This window comes from Streptomyces monomycini, from assembly GCF_022271435.1.
Taxonomy (GTDB): domain Bacteria; phylum Actinomycetota; class Actinomycetes; order Streptomycetales; family Streptomycetaceae; genus Streptomyces; species Streptomyces monomycini.
Genome location: NZ_JAFIQY010000063.1, coordinates 1 through 14,626 on the forward strand (window position 1 = coordinate 1; position 14,626 = coordinate 14,626).

Here is a 14,626-nt window from a genome sequence, read left to right on the forward strand (position 1 = left end):
GGACGGCCGGGCGCCGGGGCCGGGCCGCCGGCGCCCGGAGCGGCGGCGGGGCCACGGGCCGGAGAAGCGGCGGGACGGCTGCGGGGCCACGCGTCGGAACAGCTGCGGGGCCGCGGGTCAGAGCAGCGGCGGTGCGGCGGGCGCGCCGGAGGACTGGGCGGCCCGCTGAAGGGCGCTCGCCAGCAGCGCCAGGTCGGTCGGCCCGTTGCCCAGCTCGCGCAGCGGACGGCGGGCCGGCGGATCGCCCATCCGCTCCCACTCCAGCGGTACGACCGTGGGGCGGAGCGTGGACGTACGGGGTATCCGCCCGGTCACCCGGCCGGCCTGGAACGGGGTGACGGAGGAGTCCGCCGCGCGGTGCAGCCGCCCGCGCCCGGGCGGCACCGGCTCGGCCGCGTCCGCCGCCGGGCCCAGCTCCACACGCAGTCCGGCCGCGCGGTCCGTGGCCGTCTCGGCCGTACGGTCCGGGTGGCCGGTGGCCGCTATCAGGTGCACGCCGAGCGCCACCCCGTCCCGCGCCACCGCCTCCAGCGCCCGCACCACCGAACCGGCCGCCGGGCGGCCGGTACTGCCCAGGGCCGGGGCGACCAGCGCGTCGAAGTCGTCGACCAGCACGAACAGCCGGGACAGCGGCGCGGCCTGCGGCTCCGGCGCCGCGGCACCGCCCCCGGAGGCGCTGCGCGCCCGCAGCCGCAGGGTGCCCGTCGAGGTGGAGTCCCGCTCGGCGGCCGGAGCGCCGGACGGGCCTTCACCGGGGCGCCGGGGCGCCGGGGTGCGCGGATCCGGGAGGTGCCGGGCCCGCCACTCGGCGAAGTCCGTGCCGGCCAGGGTCTCGGCGCGCCGCTTCAGCTCGGAGCTGAGCGCCTGCGCGAACTGCCGCATCCGCACCGGGTCGGAGGCCGTCAGATGGGTGGTCACGTGCGGCAGGTCCGTGCACAGCCGCAGCCCCTCGCCGCGCTCCGGGCCCGCGCCGTCCACCAGGACGAGGGAGAGCAGGTCCGGGCGGTCGGCGGCGGCGAGCGAGGCGGCCAGCGACCGCAGCAGTTCCGTCTTGCCGCTGCCCGGGCCGCCGGTCACCAGCAGATGGCAGGCGTCGGTGGCCGGATCGGCGCAGAGCGGCCCGCGGGGTCCCGCGCCCAGCACGGCGGGGGCACCCGCCCGGCCGGGGTCCGAGGCGGCGGCCCAACGGGCCATCAGGGAGGCCGGGGTGGCCCGCGCCAGGCCCAGCTCGTCCAGCAGCCGGGAGGTGTCCGGCAGGGGTACGGCGGCGCTGCGCGCCGGGCGTCCGCCGAGGCCGTCGCCCGTGTCCGCCTCGGACAGCGGCGCGAGGGCGCGCGCGAACCGCTCGGCCCAGGCGCCGGAGACCGCGTCGACCGCGGCGACCGTGCCGTTCGGACCCGATCCGGGCTGGACGACGCGCAGGGCGGTGGCGACGTCGCCGCTCAGCACCGCGACCGCGCCGCACTCGCCGAACGCGGGCGACGCCGCACGGGCCGCCTCGTACGTCGCGGCCAGCGGGAAGGCCGGGGTGGCGGCGGGCGTCTCGGCCAGGCACAGCACATGGATGCCGGCCGCCGGGCCGTTCGCCGCGAGCCGGGCCGTCGTCTCGCGCAGCGCGGAGGTACCGGGGTCGCCGTCCACGATCAGGAGGGTGTACGGGCCGTTGTAGCGCGCGGCGGCGGAGGCGACGGCGGCGCGGTCGGCACCGGCCCAGTGCGGGCCCAGCGGACCGTCGTCGAGGCGGCGCGCCAGCTCGGCCGTACGGGCCGTCGCCTGCTCCTTCTCGTAGGCGAGCAGCAGCCGGCAGTCCTGGGAGTGGGCCGGGCGCACCTGGGGGAGCCAGCCGAGCCAGGACCAGTCGGCCAGCCGGTCCTCCAGGGACCGCGCGCGGTCCGTGCTGACCAGCACGATCTCCAGGGTGGCGGGGGAGTGCAGGGCGGCGAGCTGGGCGACGGCGGCGCGCGCGAGGCCGCCGAGCCGGGCGCGCGGCCCGGCGAGGCCCAGGGCGCCCGCCTTGCGCAGCTCGACGGTCACCGGCACGGCGGCCCGGCCGCCGTCCTGCGGGGCCGTGCCGAGCCGGACGGTGAGCGCGTCCGGATGGTCGGGGCCGCGCTCCCAGAGCCGGGGCCCGGGGCCGAGCGCGGTCAGCAGCACCGTCGCCGGGTCGGGCCAGCGCTCGTCCGCGGCCTCGGGGCTCAGCCGCCCGCCGGCGGGCTCGTCCGCCTGGTCCGCCGCTCCGGACGCCGCCTGCGACTGCCGCTGCTGCTCCTGCCAGACGGTCGGCGCGGGGGCGGGGCCCGTGCCGGCGCGGTCGTCGGCCGGCCGGGCGCCGGTCAGCCGGCGGGCCCAGGCGCCGATGCCGCCCCGGCGCGCGGCCTTGGGGGCCGGCTCCTCCTGGCGCGGATCGCGCCCCTCGGCCGGGGCCAGGTCCTGCCCGCCGCCGTGGGTCCGCTCCGAAGCGGCGCCGTCCGGGCCGTACGGCGCGTACTGCTCCTGGGGGCTGCCGGGGTACGGGGTGCCGCGCAGCGGGGTGCCGCGGCGCGCCGGGCTGTCGTACGCGGCGGGCAGTTCCTCCGGCGGCCGCGGGTCGCCGTACGAGGCGCCGTACGAGGAGGGGCTGTACGGAGCGGATGAGGGGGCGGGGGCCGTGACGCCGTGAACGGCGAAGGAAGCTGCGGGGGCGCTCTGGTGCGGCACCTCGGGTCGCCGGGCGTCCTGGTGCGGCACTCCGGGCCGCCGGGCGCCCTGGTCGTGCGCGGCGGAGCGCGCGCCGGGGACGGCGGGAGCGCCGGGGTGCCCGGCACCCCGGGCCGCGGGAGCGGTGGAGTCCGGCTGGGAGACGCGCAGCCGGCCCTCGCCGTCGGGAGCGCACGCCAGGGCCGGGTCGGGCTCGGCGGGCGCGGCCTGGAGGCGCAGCGCGGACTCGCCGATGCGCAGCAGCGCGCCGGGCGGCAGCGGCACCGGGTGCTCGCCGACCTCGGCGCCGTCGACGGCCGTGCCGTTGGTCGAGCGGAGGTCGGCGACCAGCACCGAGCCGTCCGGCTCGACCGTCACCGCGCAGTGCAGCCGGGAGACGTCCGGGTCGTCGAGGGGCACGTCCGCCTCGGCGGAGCGGCCGACGCGGATGGCGCCACCCTGGCCGCCGTGCAGCAGGTGGACCCCGCCGGCGTCCGGCCCGGAGACGACCCGCAGCCGGGGCGCGCCGTGCGGCAGGCCGTGCGCCGGGGCCGGGCCGGGGGCGCCGAGGGAGAGCACCGCGCCGTCGATCAGCGGGGGTTCGCCGACCGCCGCGCGCTGCGGGTCGAGCCGGTCGCTGCCCGCGTAGAGCACGACGGGGCCGCCGGAGCCGCCGGCGGAGCCGCCTTTTGCGCTGCTGCCGCTGGTGGTGCTGCCGATGTCCGCGCCGGACCCGGCCACGGCGGCCGCGAGGCCGCCCGCGACCGTGGCGAGCGCCGTCCCGGCGGGGGCCGTGACGAGGACGTCGCAGGCCCGCGTGGGGTGGCCGCTGCGCGGCCCGAGGACGGTCAGCCGGATCTGCATCGCCGTCAACGGTCCCTTCCGCCCGGACCGTTCGGCAGGGGCCCCGTGACCTCCCCCGCCGCGCCCGGGCACTCGGCACGTACAAACAAGTCCCTAGGCGCGGGGATCGTGCTCCCGCGCCGCACGCGCGCGACGAAGGCCCCGCACCCCCACCGCTTCCGTGCTGGGTGCATCCTCGCACCTGCCACTGACAACACGCCCGCCGACCATCACTCAGTGATCTTGATCGGTCGTCCCCGGGCGGAAAACCACCTGATCGAGCACGGTGAACGGCCGGTTTTCGATCATCGGCGTTCGTTGTTCGGCCTGACGTGGACACCGATCGCGGCCCGCCCGCAACCATCTGTCCCGAATGCGCGTCTTTCCCCCGAGCCCCGCCCGATCGTCCCGCCGTACGGCCCGTACGGCGGCACTACAGTGGGGCGACGGGCCGCTGCGACCCACCGGCCCGGCAAGGATCGATCACGACCAGGGAGCGCACGTGCGGCCGGTAGGCAGCAAGTACCTGCTCGAGGAGCCGCTGGGACGCGGCGCCACGGGCACCGTCTGGCGTGCCCGTCAGAGGGAGACGGCGGGCGCCGAGGCATCGGTGGCCGGGGAGCCCGGCGAGACGGTCGCGATCAAGGTCCTCAAGGAGGAGCTGGCGCACGACGCGGACGTCGTCATGCGCTTCCTGCGCGAGCGCTCGGTGCTGCTGCGGCTCACCCACCCGAACATCGTCCGCACCCGCGACCTGGTCGTCGAGGGCGACCTGCTCGCCCTGGTCATGGACCTGATCGACGGCCCCGACCTGCACCGCCACCTCCGCGACAACGGCCCCTTCAGCCCCGTCGCGGCCGCCCTGCTGACCGCCCAGATCGCCGACGCGCTGGCCGCCAGCCACGCCGACGGCGTGGTGCACCGCGACCTGAAGCCCGCCAACGTCCTGCTCCAGGGGACCGGCGAGGGCGACACCGCCGAGCTGCACCCGATGCTCACCGACTTCGGCATCGCGCGCCTCGCGGACTCGCCCGGCCTGACCCGCACCCACGAATTCGTCGGCACCCCCGCCTATGTGGCGCCGGAGTCCGCCGAGGGCCGCCCGCAGACCTCCGCCGTGGACATCTACGGCGCCGGCATCCTGCTCTACGAGCTCGTCACCGGCCGCCCGCCGTTCGGCGGCGCCAGCGCCCTCGAAGTGCTGCACCGCCACCTCAGCGAGGAGCCGCGCCGTCCGTCCACCGTCCCCGAGCCGCTGTGGACGGTCATCGAGCGCTGTCTGAGCAAGGAGCCGGGCGAGCGGCCCAGCGCCGAGAACCTGGCCCGCGCGCTGCGCACGGTCGCCGCAGGCATCGGCGTGCACGCGAGCCCCGCGCAGGCCGAGGCCGCGCTCGGCGTCGCCGCGCTGCTCGCGCCCGACCCGTCCCCCGCCACGGTGCCCGGCACCGGCACCGGCGGTACGGGCGACGCCGACCCCACCCAGGTGCTGCCCTCCACCGGAGGTACGTACGACCCGGCCGCGGCGACCAGCGTGCTGCCGTCCACCGGCGGCCAGGGCGGTCCCGGCGGCCCGGACGCCGACCCCACCCAGGTGCTCTCCTCTTCCGGCCCCGGCGGCCAGGGACAGGACTACGGCCAGGACTACGGCCCGGACCACGGCCGGAGCGGCGCCGACCCGACCCGCGCGATGCCTCCCGTACCGCCGGGCCCGCCCGGCGGGCAGCCCGAGGGCCCGCACCCGTGGGAGTCCCAGATGCGGGCCGCCCGGGACCGCAACGAGCAGACGCAGTACCTGGACCCCGGCCAGGACCCGCTGCGCCGCCGCCCGCAGCGCCGGCCCGCGCAGCCGCAGCAGCCCCCGCAGGCTCCGCAGCAGCGCCCCCAGCAGCCTCCGCAGTACCAGCAGCAGGCGCCCGCCCCGTACCAGCAGCAGGCCCCCGCGCCGTACCAGCCGCCGCAGCACCAGCCCCAGCAGCCGCCGCAGCGTCAGCCACAGCAGGCATCGCGCCGCCGGCAGCCGCCGCCCCAGCACTACGAACCGGAGCCGCCGCCCCGGGAGCGGGAGCCCCGGCCGCGCCGCGAACCCCGGCAGCGCAGCGCCAACCCGATGCGCATCCCGGGTCTGGGCTGCCTGAAGGGCTGCCTGTTCGTCCTGGTGATCCTGTTCGTCGGCGGCTGGGCGGTCTGGGAGTTCTCCCCGCTCCAGGAGTGGATCGGCACGACCAAGGGCTACTTCGAACAGATCGGCGATGTCATCGGCAGCGTCCGCGACTTCTTCAACGACGTCGGCACCTGGTTCAAGTGACGTCCGGTTCCCGCGCCGCCGGTGCTCCCCGGCGCCGCGGGACCGCTCCGGCGCGCCCGCCGGGGGAGCGCGGCGCCCGCGTCCGGCGCGGTGACCAAGGGGATTTGTCGACTTCCAGGGGGCGATTTCCCCCACAGAAGTGCTACCTGGGCCCATCCTGGGCACGGAACCCCCTGGCACCCGCGTAGCTTTGACGCCACCTTCAGCCCCCTGAGGACGCTCAGCGGGCCCGACACGTCGGAGCAGTCTTGGCACGGAAGATCGGCAGCCGGTACACCGCCCACCAGATCCTTGGCCGCGGCAGTGCCGGCACGGTATGGCTCGGCGACGGACCCGAGGGGCCCGTCGCCATCAAGCTGCTGCGCGAGGACCTCGCCGCCGACCAGGAGCTGGTCGGCCGCTTCGTCCAGGAGCGCGCCGCGCTGCTGGGCCTGGACCACCCGCACGTCGTCGGCGTGCGCGACCTGGTCGTCGACGGCAACGACCTCGCCCTGGTCATGGACCTCGTACGCGGCACGGACCTGCGCACCCGCCTCGAACGGGAGCGACGGCTCGCCCCGGATGCCGCCGTCGCCGTCGCCGCCGACGTGGCCGACGGCCTCGCCGCCGCCCACAAGGCCGGCATCGTGCACCGCGACGTCAAGCCCGAGAACGTCCTGCTGGACATGCAGGGGCCGCTCGGGCCCGGCGGCGCCCACCCCGCGCTGCTCACCGACTTCGGCATCGCCCGCCTCGTCGACACGCCGCGGCGCACCCTCCCGCAGCCGCCGGCCGCCGGAAACCCGCGCTCGGCCAAGGTGATCGGCACCCCCGACTACCTGGCGCCCGAGATCATCGAGGGCCTGCCGCCGCGCGCGTCCGTCGACGTGTACGCGCTCGCCACGGTGCTGTACGAGATGCTCGCCGGCTTCACCCCGTTCGGCGGCGGCCACCCCGGCGCGGTGCTGCGCCGCCACGTCACCGAGGCCGTGGCGCCGCTGCCCGGCATCCCGGACGAACTGTGGCAGCTGCTCCTGCAGTGCCTGGCCAAGGCGCCCGCCTCCCGGCTGCGCGCCCCCGAACTGGCCGCCCGGCTGCGCGAGATCCTGCCCGGCCTGGCGGGCCACCCGCCGCTGGACATCGACGAGCCCGACGGCGACCAGGCCGCCGAGGAGGCCGAGGACACCGCCACCGGCCCGTACGCCTCCGGTGCCGCCGGGGCCGCTCCGGGCGCGTACGACGAAGCCCTCTACCCGCCGGTCGCGCCGGGCGGCGCCCGCCCGCGCGGCGCCGTACCGCTCGTCCACGGCTCGGCCGCCCCCGACTCGAACCGCGAGACGCACACGAGCATGCGCGTCCCCGGCCCCGACGAGCTGGCGGGCGGCGCGCACGGCACGGCCCGCGCCCCGCGCGCCGCGGGCGAGCCCCGGGCCGGCTCGGCCCGGCACCGCGAGGCGGTGCGCCGCCGCCGGGTGAAACTGGGCCTGGCCGCGGCGGCGGTGGTGGCCGCCGCCGGGCTCGGCGGCTGGTTCGCCTCCCAGCACGGCGACTCCGGCGAGGACGCCAAGCCCGGCATCCGGCACTCCGACGCCGCGACCCCGCGCCCCACCCGCTGACCTCGGACGACGCCCCGCCCCGCCGGCCTCCTCGCGCCGCCGCCCCACGAGCGGCGCGAGGCTCGGGGCACGCAGGCGGCGGCAGCCGTTAGGCTGGGGTGCGTGGCAGTCGTCGATGTATCCGAAGAGCTGAAGTCCCTCTCCTCGACCATGGGGTCGATCGAGGCCGTCCTGGACCTCGACAAGATGAGGGCCGATATCGCCGCGCTTGAGGAGCAGGCAGCGGCGCCGTCCCTCTGGGACGACCCGGAGAGCGCACAGAAGATCACCAGTCGGCTGTCCTACCTCCAGGGCCAGCTGCGCCGGGCCGAGGAACTGCGCGGCCGGGTCGACGACGTCGGTGTGCTCTTCGAGCTCGCCGAGGCCGAGGGTGACGACGAGACGCGCGCCGAGGCCGAGAAGGAGCTGGCCGACGTCCGCAAGGCCGTCGACGAGCTGGAGGTCCGCACGCTGCTGTCGGGCGAGTACGACTCCCGTGAGGCCGTCGTCAACATCCGTGCCGAGGCCGGCGGTGTGGACGCCGCCGACTTCGCCGAGAAGCTCCAGCGCATGTACCTGCGCTGGGCCGAGCGGCACGGCTACAAGACCGAGCTGTACGAGACCTCGTACGCCGAAGAGGCCGGCATCAAGTCGACCACCTTCGCCGTCCAGGTGCCGTACGCCTACGGCACCCTCTCCGTCGAGCAGGGCACCCACCGCCTCGTACGCATCTCGCCCTTCGACAACCAGGGCCGCCGCCAGACGTCCTTCGCGGGCGTCGAGGTGCTGCCGGTGGTCGAGCAGACCGACCACATCGAGATCGACGAGTCCGAGCTGCGCGTCGACGTGTACCGCTCCTCCGGCCCCGGCGGCCAGGGCGTCAACACGACCGACTCCGCGGTGCGCCTGACGCACATCCCGACCGGCATCGTCGTCTCCTGCCAGAACGAGCGCTCGCAGATCCAGAACAAGGCGACCGCGATGAACGTCCTCCAGGCGAAGCTGCTCGAACGCCGCCGCCAGGAGGAGCAGGCCAAGATGGACGCGCTCAAGGGCGACGGCGGCAATTCCTGGGGCAACCAGATGCGGTCGTACGTGCTGCACCCGTATCAGATGGTCAAGGACCTGCGCACCGAGTTCGAGGTCGGCAATCCGCAGGGCGTGCTCGACGGCGACATCGACGGTTTCCTGGAAGCGGGCATCCGCTGGCGCAAGCAGCAGGAACAGGGAAAGTAAGCCGCTGAGCGGTCGGCCGGCGGGCCGGCGGGTCGGCGGGCCGACATGCCGGTGAGCCGCGGCTGAAGGCCGTATGGATTTTCTGTGAAAACAACTGCCGCTTTATGAGCGGCAGTTGTTTTTTGCTGCCGTTCGGCCGTGTGGCAATTTGGTCACAGTCATACGTCCATGGACCCCGCAACTCCCCTCAATTCGGTCATCGCACCTTTATTTGACCTTGACGATGATGTGAGAACTGGGAAGGGTGGTACGCGGCATGCGTATGTCCGGGGCGTGCGTGTGAACGGGGAACTGAGTGCAACGGCCGCAGGGCGGTGTCGCGACTCGCCTACCCGGGTCGGCCGCTGCCCCGAACGGCGATGCTCCATGGACGAGTACAGCTACTGGGGGTAGCAGGCACATGACGAAGAAGACGCGGCTGCGCGTAGCGCGCATTGCGGCCGGTGCGGTGATCGCGGCCGGTGCGTCGCTCACCGCGGCCGGCGCGGCCTCCGCGGTCGGCACCGAGCCGACGACGGCGGGTTCCAGCAGCTCCGGCGGCCTGGGCGGCCTGATCGACGACCTCCTCAGCGGCGGCGGTGACTCCGGCGGCAGCGAGATCGGCGGCTCCGAGACCGGTGGTTCGGAGACCGGCGGTTCTGAGACCGGTGGGTCCGAGACCGGTGGTTCGGAGACCGGCGGTTCTGAGACCGGTGGGTCCGAGACCGGCGGTTCTGAGACCGGTGGGTCCGAGACCGGCGGTAACGAGACCGGTGGGTCCGAGACCGGCGGTAACGAGACCGGCGGTCAGAGCGGCAGCCAGACCGGTGGTAACGAGACCGGCGGCCAGTCCGGCAGCCAGACCGGTGGTAACGAGACCGGCGGCCAGTCCGGCAGCCAGACCGGTGGTAACGAGACCGGCGGTCAGAGCGGCAGCCAGACCGGTGGTAACGAGACCGGCGGTCAGAGCGGTAGCCAGACCGGCGGCAACGAGACCGGCGGCCAGTCCGGCAGCCAGACCGGCGGCCACGGGAACGGCGGCCAGTCCGGCGGCTCCTCCACCGGCGGCCAGTCCGGTGGCTCCTCCACCGGCGGCACCGGTGGCGGCGACGGCACCGGCACCGGTACCGACAACGCGGGCAGCAAGCCGATCGAGCAGCCCGGCGAGGGCAGCCAGCAGATCGTGAACACGCCCGGCCAGCCGCAGCAGCAGGCCAAGGGCGGCGAGCTCGCGGAGACCGGTGCCTCCGGCACCACCTTCCTGCTCGTCGGCGCGGCGACGATGATCGCCGGTGGCATCGGCTTCCGCCTGATGCCGCGCCTGATCAACAAGAACGGCGGCGCGGCCGCGGCCTGACACCAGGCCCCGCCCCGCACCCGGGGCAGTGCGTGACGAAGGGCCCGGAGCGCGAGCAGCGCTCCGGGCCCTTCGGCGTCCGCACGTCCTCATGTCCTCGGTGTGCCGAGTACGGTGACGCTCCGTGCGGGGGGCGTCACACGGGCCCGCGGGCCCCGGGGTGCCTCAGGCGGCCTGGTGCAGCAGCACCGCGAGCGCGACCAACGCCACCAGCAGCGCCACTATGGCAGCGGGCGTCACCTGGCCGAACAGCCCGTTCTCCTGCAGCCGTTCCCTGCTGGCCCGGCACACGGGGCAGCGGCCCTCGTTCACAGGGGCCGCGCAGTTGGCGCACACCAGCCGGTCGTACGTCATGCGACCTCCTCCTCAACCGCTGCAACGCGCAAGGGACCACGATGGTTCCCCCTACCACTTTGCCAGCTCGCCGTCGGAACGGCGCGCCCCGGTCGCCTTCCGGCCTTTTCCGCGGGCCTGCCCGCGTCCCCGGGCCGGAATGTGCTCGTTTTGTCCCCGTAGATGCCGTGAATAAACGCACCAACCCCGAACGGCGACTGCGCCTTCGCGCGAGACTCGCGTAGGGTCACGCTCACCGACAGGAGCCCCAACAGGGGCGTCCGGTGCCGCTACCCAGGTCGACCGTGGTGCATCAGTGATCCGATTCGACAACGTCTCCAAGACCTACCCGAAGCAGAACCGCCCCGCCCTCAGGGACGTCTCCCTGGAGATCGAGCGCGGCGAGTTCGTCTTCCTGGTGGGCTCCTCGGGCTCCGGCAAGTCCACCTTCCTGCGCCTTCTCCTGCGGGAGGAGCGTGCCAGCCATGGCGCCGTGCACGTACTGGGCAAGGACCTCGCGAAGCTGTCCAACTGGAAGGTGCCGCAGATGCGGCGCCAGGTGGGCACCGTCTTCCAGGACTTCCGGCTGCTCCCCAACAAGACGGTGGGGCAGAACGTCGCCTTCGCCCTCGAAGTCATCGGCAAGCCGCGCGGCCAGATCCGCAAGACGGTCCCCGAGGTCCTCGACCTCGTCGGCCTCGGCGGCAAGGACGACCGGATGCCGGGCGAGCTGTCCGGTGGTGAGCAGCAGCGCGTCGCCATCGCGCGGGCGTTCGTCAACCGCCCCCTGCTCCTCATCGCGGACGAGCCCACCGGCAACCTCGACCCGCAGACGTCGGTCGGCATCATGAAACTGCTGGACCGGATCAACCGGACCGGTACGACGGTGGTCATGGCCACCCACGACCAGCAGATCGTCGACCAGATGCGCAAGCGCGTCATGGAACTCGAAAAGGGCCGGCTCGTGCGTGACCAGTCGCGCGGCGTGTACGGCTATCAGCACTAAGCGTGTACGGCCCCCAGCACTGAAAGGACGCCATGCGCGCCCAGTTCGTCCTGTCGGAGATCGGCGTCGGTCTCCGCCGGAATCTCACGATGACCTTCGCGGTCATCGTCTCCGTAGCCCTCTCCCTCGGCCTGTTCGGCGCTTCGCTGCTGATGCGCGACCAGGTCAGCACGATGAAGGGTTATTGGTATGACAAGGTCAACGTCTCGATCTTCTTCTGCAACAAGAACGACGCCGAGACGGGGTCCCACTGCGCCAAGGGCGCGGCCACCGAGCAGCAGAAGAACGACATCAAGGCCGAACTGGACCGGCTGCCGATCGTGCAGAACGTGCAGTACGAGTCCAGCGACCAGGCGTACAAGCACTACAAGGAGCAGTTCGGCGACACGCCCGTGGCGGGCCTGGTCACCCCCGACCAGCTGCCGGAGTCCTTCCGGGTCAAGCTCAAGGACCCGACGAAGTATGAAGTGATCAAATCGGCGTTCTCCGAGCGGCCGGGCGTCCAGGAGGTGCAGGACCAGCGGGACACCATCGAGCCGTTGTTCAACCTCCTCAACGGCATGAACATCGCCGCGCTGGTGGTGATGGCGCTGATGCTGGTGGTGGCGCTGATGCTGATCGTCAACACCGTGCGGGTGTCGGCGTTCAGCCGGCGGCGGGAAACCGGGATCATGCGGCTGGTGGGCGCGTCCAGCTTCTACATCCAGATGCCGTTCATCCTGGAGGCCGCCATCGCGGGCCTGCTGGGAGCGGTGTTCGCGTGCGTGCTGATCGTCGGCGGCAAGTGGGTGCTGATCAACAACTGGCTGGCCACGAAGATTCTGGTCATCAAGTTCATCGGCTGGGATTCGGTCGTCGCGGTGCTGCCGCTGGTGCTGCTGATCGGCCTGTTGATGCCGGCGCTCGCCGCGTTCTTCGCGCTCCGTAAGTACCTCAAGGTGTGACGTATGCCAAGGGCGCCGTACGGTCAACTCCCCGTACGGCGCTTCTTTCTGTCCTACACTCACCGGCATGACGGGCCCGTGTTTGTTCGTCCGGCCCCGCCGCAGCCGCCGCGGGGCGGCCCTGACGTTGGTCTTCGTGAGCGTGCTGGCGACCGGCGCGGCGGCGGGCACCTGGAAGGAGACCGGGCCCCCGGCGGACGGACGGCAGGTCTCCGGGCGGGCGGCCGACGGGGCCGACCGCGGCCACCGGCCGGTGCGCGCCGGCCGGCACGCCGGGCCGCATCCGGACGGCTCCGGAGCGGCGGACGAGGTCGTCAGCCGCAGCGGTGACCGCTGGTCCACGGCGTTCTCCGCCCGCGAGTACGAGGACTTCCAGCGCGAGCTCGGCGGCGAGTACGTGGGCGTGGGCCTGTGGCTGCGGCAGGCGGCGGACGGCCGCGCCCTGGTCTCCCGGGTACGGCCCGGCAGCCCCGCGGCGGCGGCCGGCCTGCGCCCCGGCGACGACCTGCGCGCGGTGGACGGTGTGGCCTCCCGGGGCAGCGCGGTCACCGAGGTCGTGGCGCGGCTGCGCGGCGACGCCGGACCGGCCGCCGAAGGCCCGGGCGCCGGGAGCAGCGTCGATCTGGAGCTGCGGCGCGGGGCACGGCAGTGGACCGAGACCCTGCGCCGGGCCCGCCTGCGGGACCAGAACGTGATCACCGACCGCCCCGACGGCCCGGACGGGCCCACCCGCATCAAGGTCGGCGCCTTCAGCAGCGGTACGGGTGAGGAGATCCGCCGGGCGGTGCGCACGGCCTCCCCGCGCGGTGGTGTGCTGCTGGACCTGCGCGGCAACACCGGCGGCCTGGTGCACGAGGCGGTCACCGCCGCCTCCGCCTTCCTGGACGGCGGCCTGGTCGCCACGTACGACGTACGCGGCAGCCAGCGCGCCCTGTACGCGCAGGGCGGCGGCAACCCGGACATCCCCCTCGCGGTGCTCGTGGACGGCGGCACGATGAGCGCCGGCGAGCTGCTGGCCGGGGCGCTCCAGGACCGCGGCCGCGCGGTCGTCGTCGGCACCCCGACCTTCGGCAAGGGATCGGTGCAGCTGCCCAGCGAGCTGCCGGACGGCTCGGTGGCCGAGCTGACCGTCGGCCAGTACCGCATGCCGTCGGGCCGGGTGGTGGACGAACACGGCCTCACCCCCGACCTGATCGCCGAGGACGACGCCCCGGCTCGCGCCCGTACGGTATTGAGTGGCCTCGGGGGCGGGGCGTAGTGCGAAAATGGCGCCACTATGGCCAAGACGAACAAGAAGAACAACAAGAAGGACGACGGTACCGGCCGCAAGCTCATCGCCCAGCACAAGAAGGCGCGGCACGACTACCTCATCCTGGACACGTACGAGTGCGGGCTGGTGCTGACCGGCACCGAGGTCAAGTCGCTGCGCCAGGGCCGGGCGTCCCTGGTGGACGGCTTCGTGCAGATCGACCGCGGCGAGGCGTGGCTGCACAACGTGCACATCCCGGAGTACGCCCAGGGCACGTGGACCAACCACAGCGCGCGCCGCAAGCGCAAGCTGCTGCTGCACCGCCTGGAGATCGACAAGCTGGAGTCGAAGTCGCAGGAGACCAGCCACACGATCGTGCCGCTGTCGCTGTACTTCACGAACGGCCGCGTGAAGGTCGAGATCGCGCTGGCCAAGGGCAAGAAGGAGTACGACAAGCGGCAGACGCTGCGTGAGCAGCAGGACCGGCGTGAGGCGCACCGGGCGATCTCGGCGGCCAAGCGGCGCGAGCGGGCCTGAGCGGCCGCGCGCGGGCCCGAGCGGTGGCGCGGCCCGCCGCCGGGCAGGAATACGCTGGCATCGTCGCGCGTTGGTCACGTACGATGGGCTACGCACCGCACGCCGGTGCAGGCACCACCTTGAAAAAACAACATGGGGATGATCGGTTTCGACAGCGGATGTCGAAGCAGGGGAAGCGAGCCGAGGAAGCGGCAATGATCTCGTAAACCATATGTCGCAAAAAATAATCGCCAACACCAAGCGCGATTCCTTCGCCCTCGCTGCCTAAGTAGCGACTTGCGAAGTGTCAGCCCGGGGGTGTTCCCGACCCGGATCCTGGCATCAGCTAGGGAACTAAACTTCTAGGTCCGGTCACGGGCCCTGGAAGGAAATCAAACAGTGACTGAGCCCGTCGGAGACTTGTCCGCGAGATCTCCGGGGCTGAGAAAATCGCAGCGGACTGCGCTCGGAGAAGCCCTGTTTCCGCACCGTTGGACGCGGGTTCGATTCCCGCCATCTCCACTCGACGGAGAACCGGAGGCCCCGGCCCCCGGACCCGTCACCCCATGTGAGGCGAAGGCCCCGCTGCCCAGGCAGCGGGGCCTTCG

10 protein-coding genes and 1 other RNA gene are annotated in these 14,626 nt (G+C 73.9%); 9 read left to right on the forward strand and 2 right to left on the reverse strand.

The features are described 5' to 3' along the window. Positions 1-117: 117 nt before the first annotated feature. Positions 118-3,540, reverse strand: coding sequence for an FtsK/SpoIIIE domain-containing protein (locus JXZ78_RS38160; RefSeq protein WP_030024697.1), 3,423 nt, complete (start codon positions 3,538-3,540; stop codon positions 118-120). 481 nt (positions 3,541-4,021) lie between these two features. On the opposite strand from JXZ78_RS38160, the gene JXZ78_RS38165 reads away from it, so the two are divergent. From JXZ78_RS38165 to JXZ78_RS38180, 4 genes are all read left to right on the forward strand, one after another. After that, entirely contained in the window at positions 4,022-5,824 is a 1,803-nt protein-coding gene (locus JXZ78_RS38165) for a serine/threonine-protein kinase (RefSeq protein ID WP_030024696.1), read from the forward strand. A gap of 248 nt (positions 5,825-6,072) precedes the next feature. Then, entirely contained in the window at positions 6,073-7,419 is a 1,347-nt protein-coding gene (locus JXZ78_RS38170; RefSeq protein ID WP_030024694.1) for a serine/threonine-protein kinase, read from the forward strand. 102 nt (positions 7,420-7,521) lie between these two features. After that, positions 7,522-8,634, forward strand: coding sequence for a peptide chain release factor 2 (gene prfB, locus JXZ78_RS38175; RefSeq protein ID WP_030024693.1), 1,113 nt, complete (start codon positions 7,522-7,524; stop codon positions 8,632-8,634). A gap of 400 nt (positions 8,635-9,034) precedes the next feature. After that, complete coding sequence (locus JXZ78_RS38180; RefSeq protein WP_238783667.1) at positions 9,035-9,970, forward strand: hypothetical protein; 936 nt, start codon at positions 9,035-9,037, stop codon at positions 9,968-9,970. A gap of 165 nt (positions 9,971-10,135) precedes the next feature. On the opposite strand, the gene JXZ78_RS38185 is transcribed toward JXZ78_RS38180, so the two are convergent. Then, positions 10,136-10,324: a hypothetical protein gene (locus tag JXZ78_RS38185; RefSeq protein ID WP_030025117.1), complete on the reverse strand. Its 189-nt coding sequence runs from the start codon at positions 10,322-10,324 to the stop codon at positions 10,136-10,138. Positions 10,325-10,619: 295 nt separating this feature from the next. On the opposite strand from JXZ78_RS38185, the gene ftsE reads away from it, so the two are divergent. From ftsE to ssrA, 5 genes are all read left to right on the forward strand, one after another. Beyond that, positions 10,620-11,309 carry a cell division ATP-binding protein FtsE gene (gene ftsE, locus JXZ78_RS38190; protein WP_030025118.1) on the forward strand — a complete coding sequence of 230 codons (690 nt, stop codon included), beginning with the start codon at positions 10,620-10,622 and terminating at the stop codon, positions 11,307-11,309. A 32-nt stretch (positions 11,310-11,341) separates the two neighbouring features. After that, the gene (gene ftsX / locus JXZ78_RS38195; protein WP_030025119.1) at positions 11,342-12,253 is read left to right on the forward strand and encodes a permease-like cell division protein FtsX; all 912 of its coding nucleotides are present in this window, start codon (positions 11,342-11,344) and stop codon (positions 12,251-12,253) included. A gap of 67 nt (positions 12,254-12,320) precedes the next feature. After that, positions 12,321-13,511, forward strand: a complete 1,191-nt coding sequence (locus tag JXZ78_RS38200) for a S41 family peptidase (RefSeq protein ID WP_030025120.1) — start codon at positions 12,321-12,323, stop codon at positions 13,509-13,511. 18 nt (positions 13,512-13,529) lie between these two features. Further along, a complete protein-coding gene (gene smpB / locus JXZ78_RS38205; protein ID WP_030025121.1) occupies positions 13,530-14,039 on the forward strand; it encodes an SsrA-binding protein SmpB in 510 nt (169 codons plus the stop codon). 134 nt (positions 14,040-14,173) lie between these two features. Beyond that, positions 14,174-14,543: a transfer-messenger RNA gene (gene ssrA, locus JXZ78_RS38210) on the forward strand. Positions 14,544-14,626: the final 83 nt, after the last annotated feature.

Excerpts from the sequence above, each read along its gene's own strand:
- JXZ78_RS38160 (WP_030024697.1), bottom strand. The coding sequence starts at position 3,540 with ATGCAGATCCGGCTGACCGTCCTCGGGCCGCGCAGCGGCCACCCCACG.
- JXZ78_RS38180 (WP_238783667.1), top strand. The coding sequence starts at position 9,035 with ATGACGAAGAAGACGCGGCTGCGCGTAGCGCGCATTGCGGCCGGTGCG.
- JXZ78_RS38185 (WP_030025117.1), bottom strand. The coding sequence starts at position 10,324 with ATGACGTACGACCGGCTGGTGTGCGCCAACTGCGCGGCCCCTGTGAAC.
- ftsX (WP_030025119.1), top strand. The coding sequence starts at position 11,342 with ATGCGCGCCCAGTTCGTCCTGTCGGAGATCGGCGTCGGTCTCCGCCGG.
- JXZ78_RS38200 (WP_030025120.1), top strand. The coding sequence starts at position 12,321 with ATGACGGGCCCGTGTTTGTTCGTCCGGCCCCGCCGCAGCCGCCGCGGG.
- smpB (WP_030025121.1), top strand. The coding sequence starts at position 13,530 with ATGGCCAAGACGAACAAGAAGAACAACAAGAAGGACGACGGTACCGGC.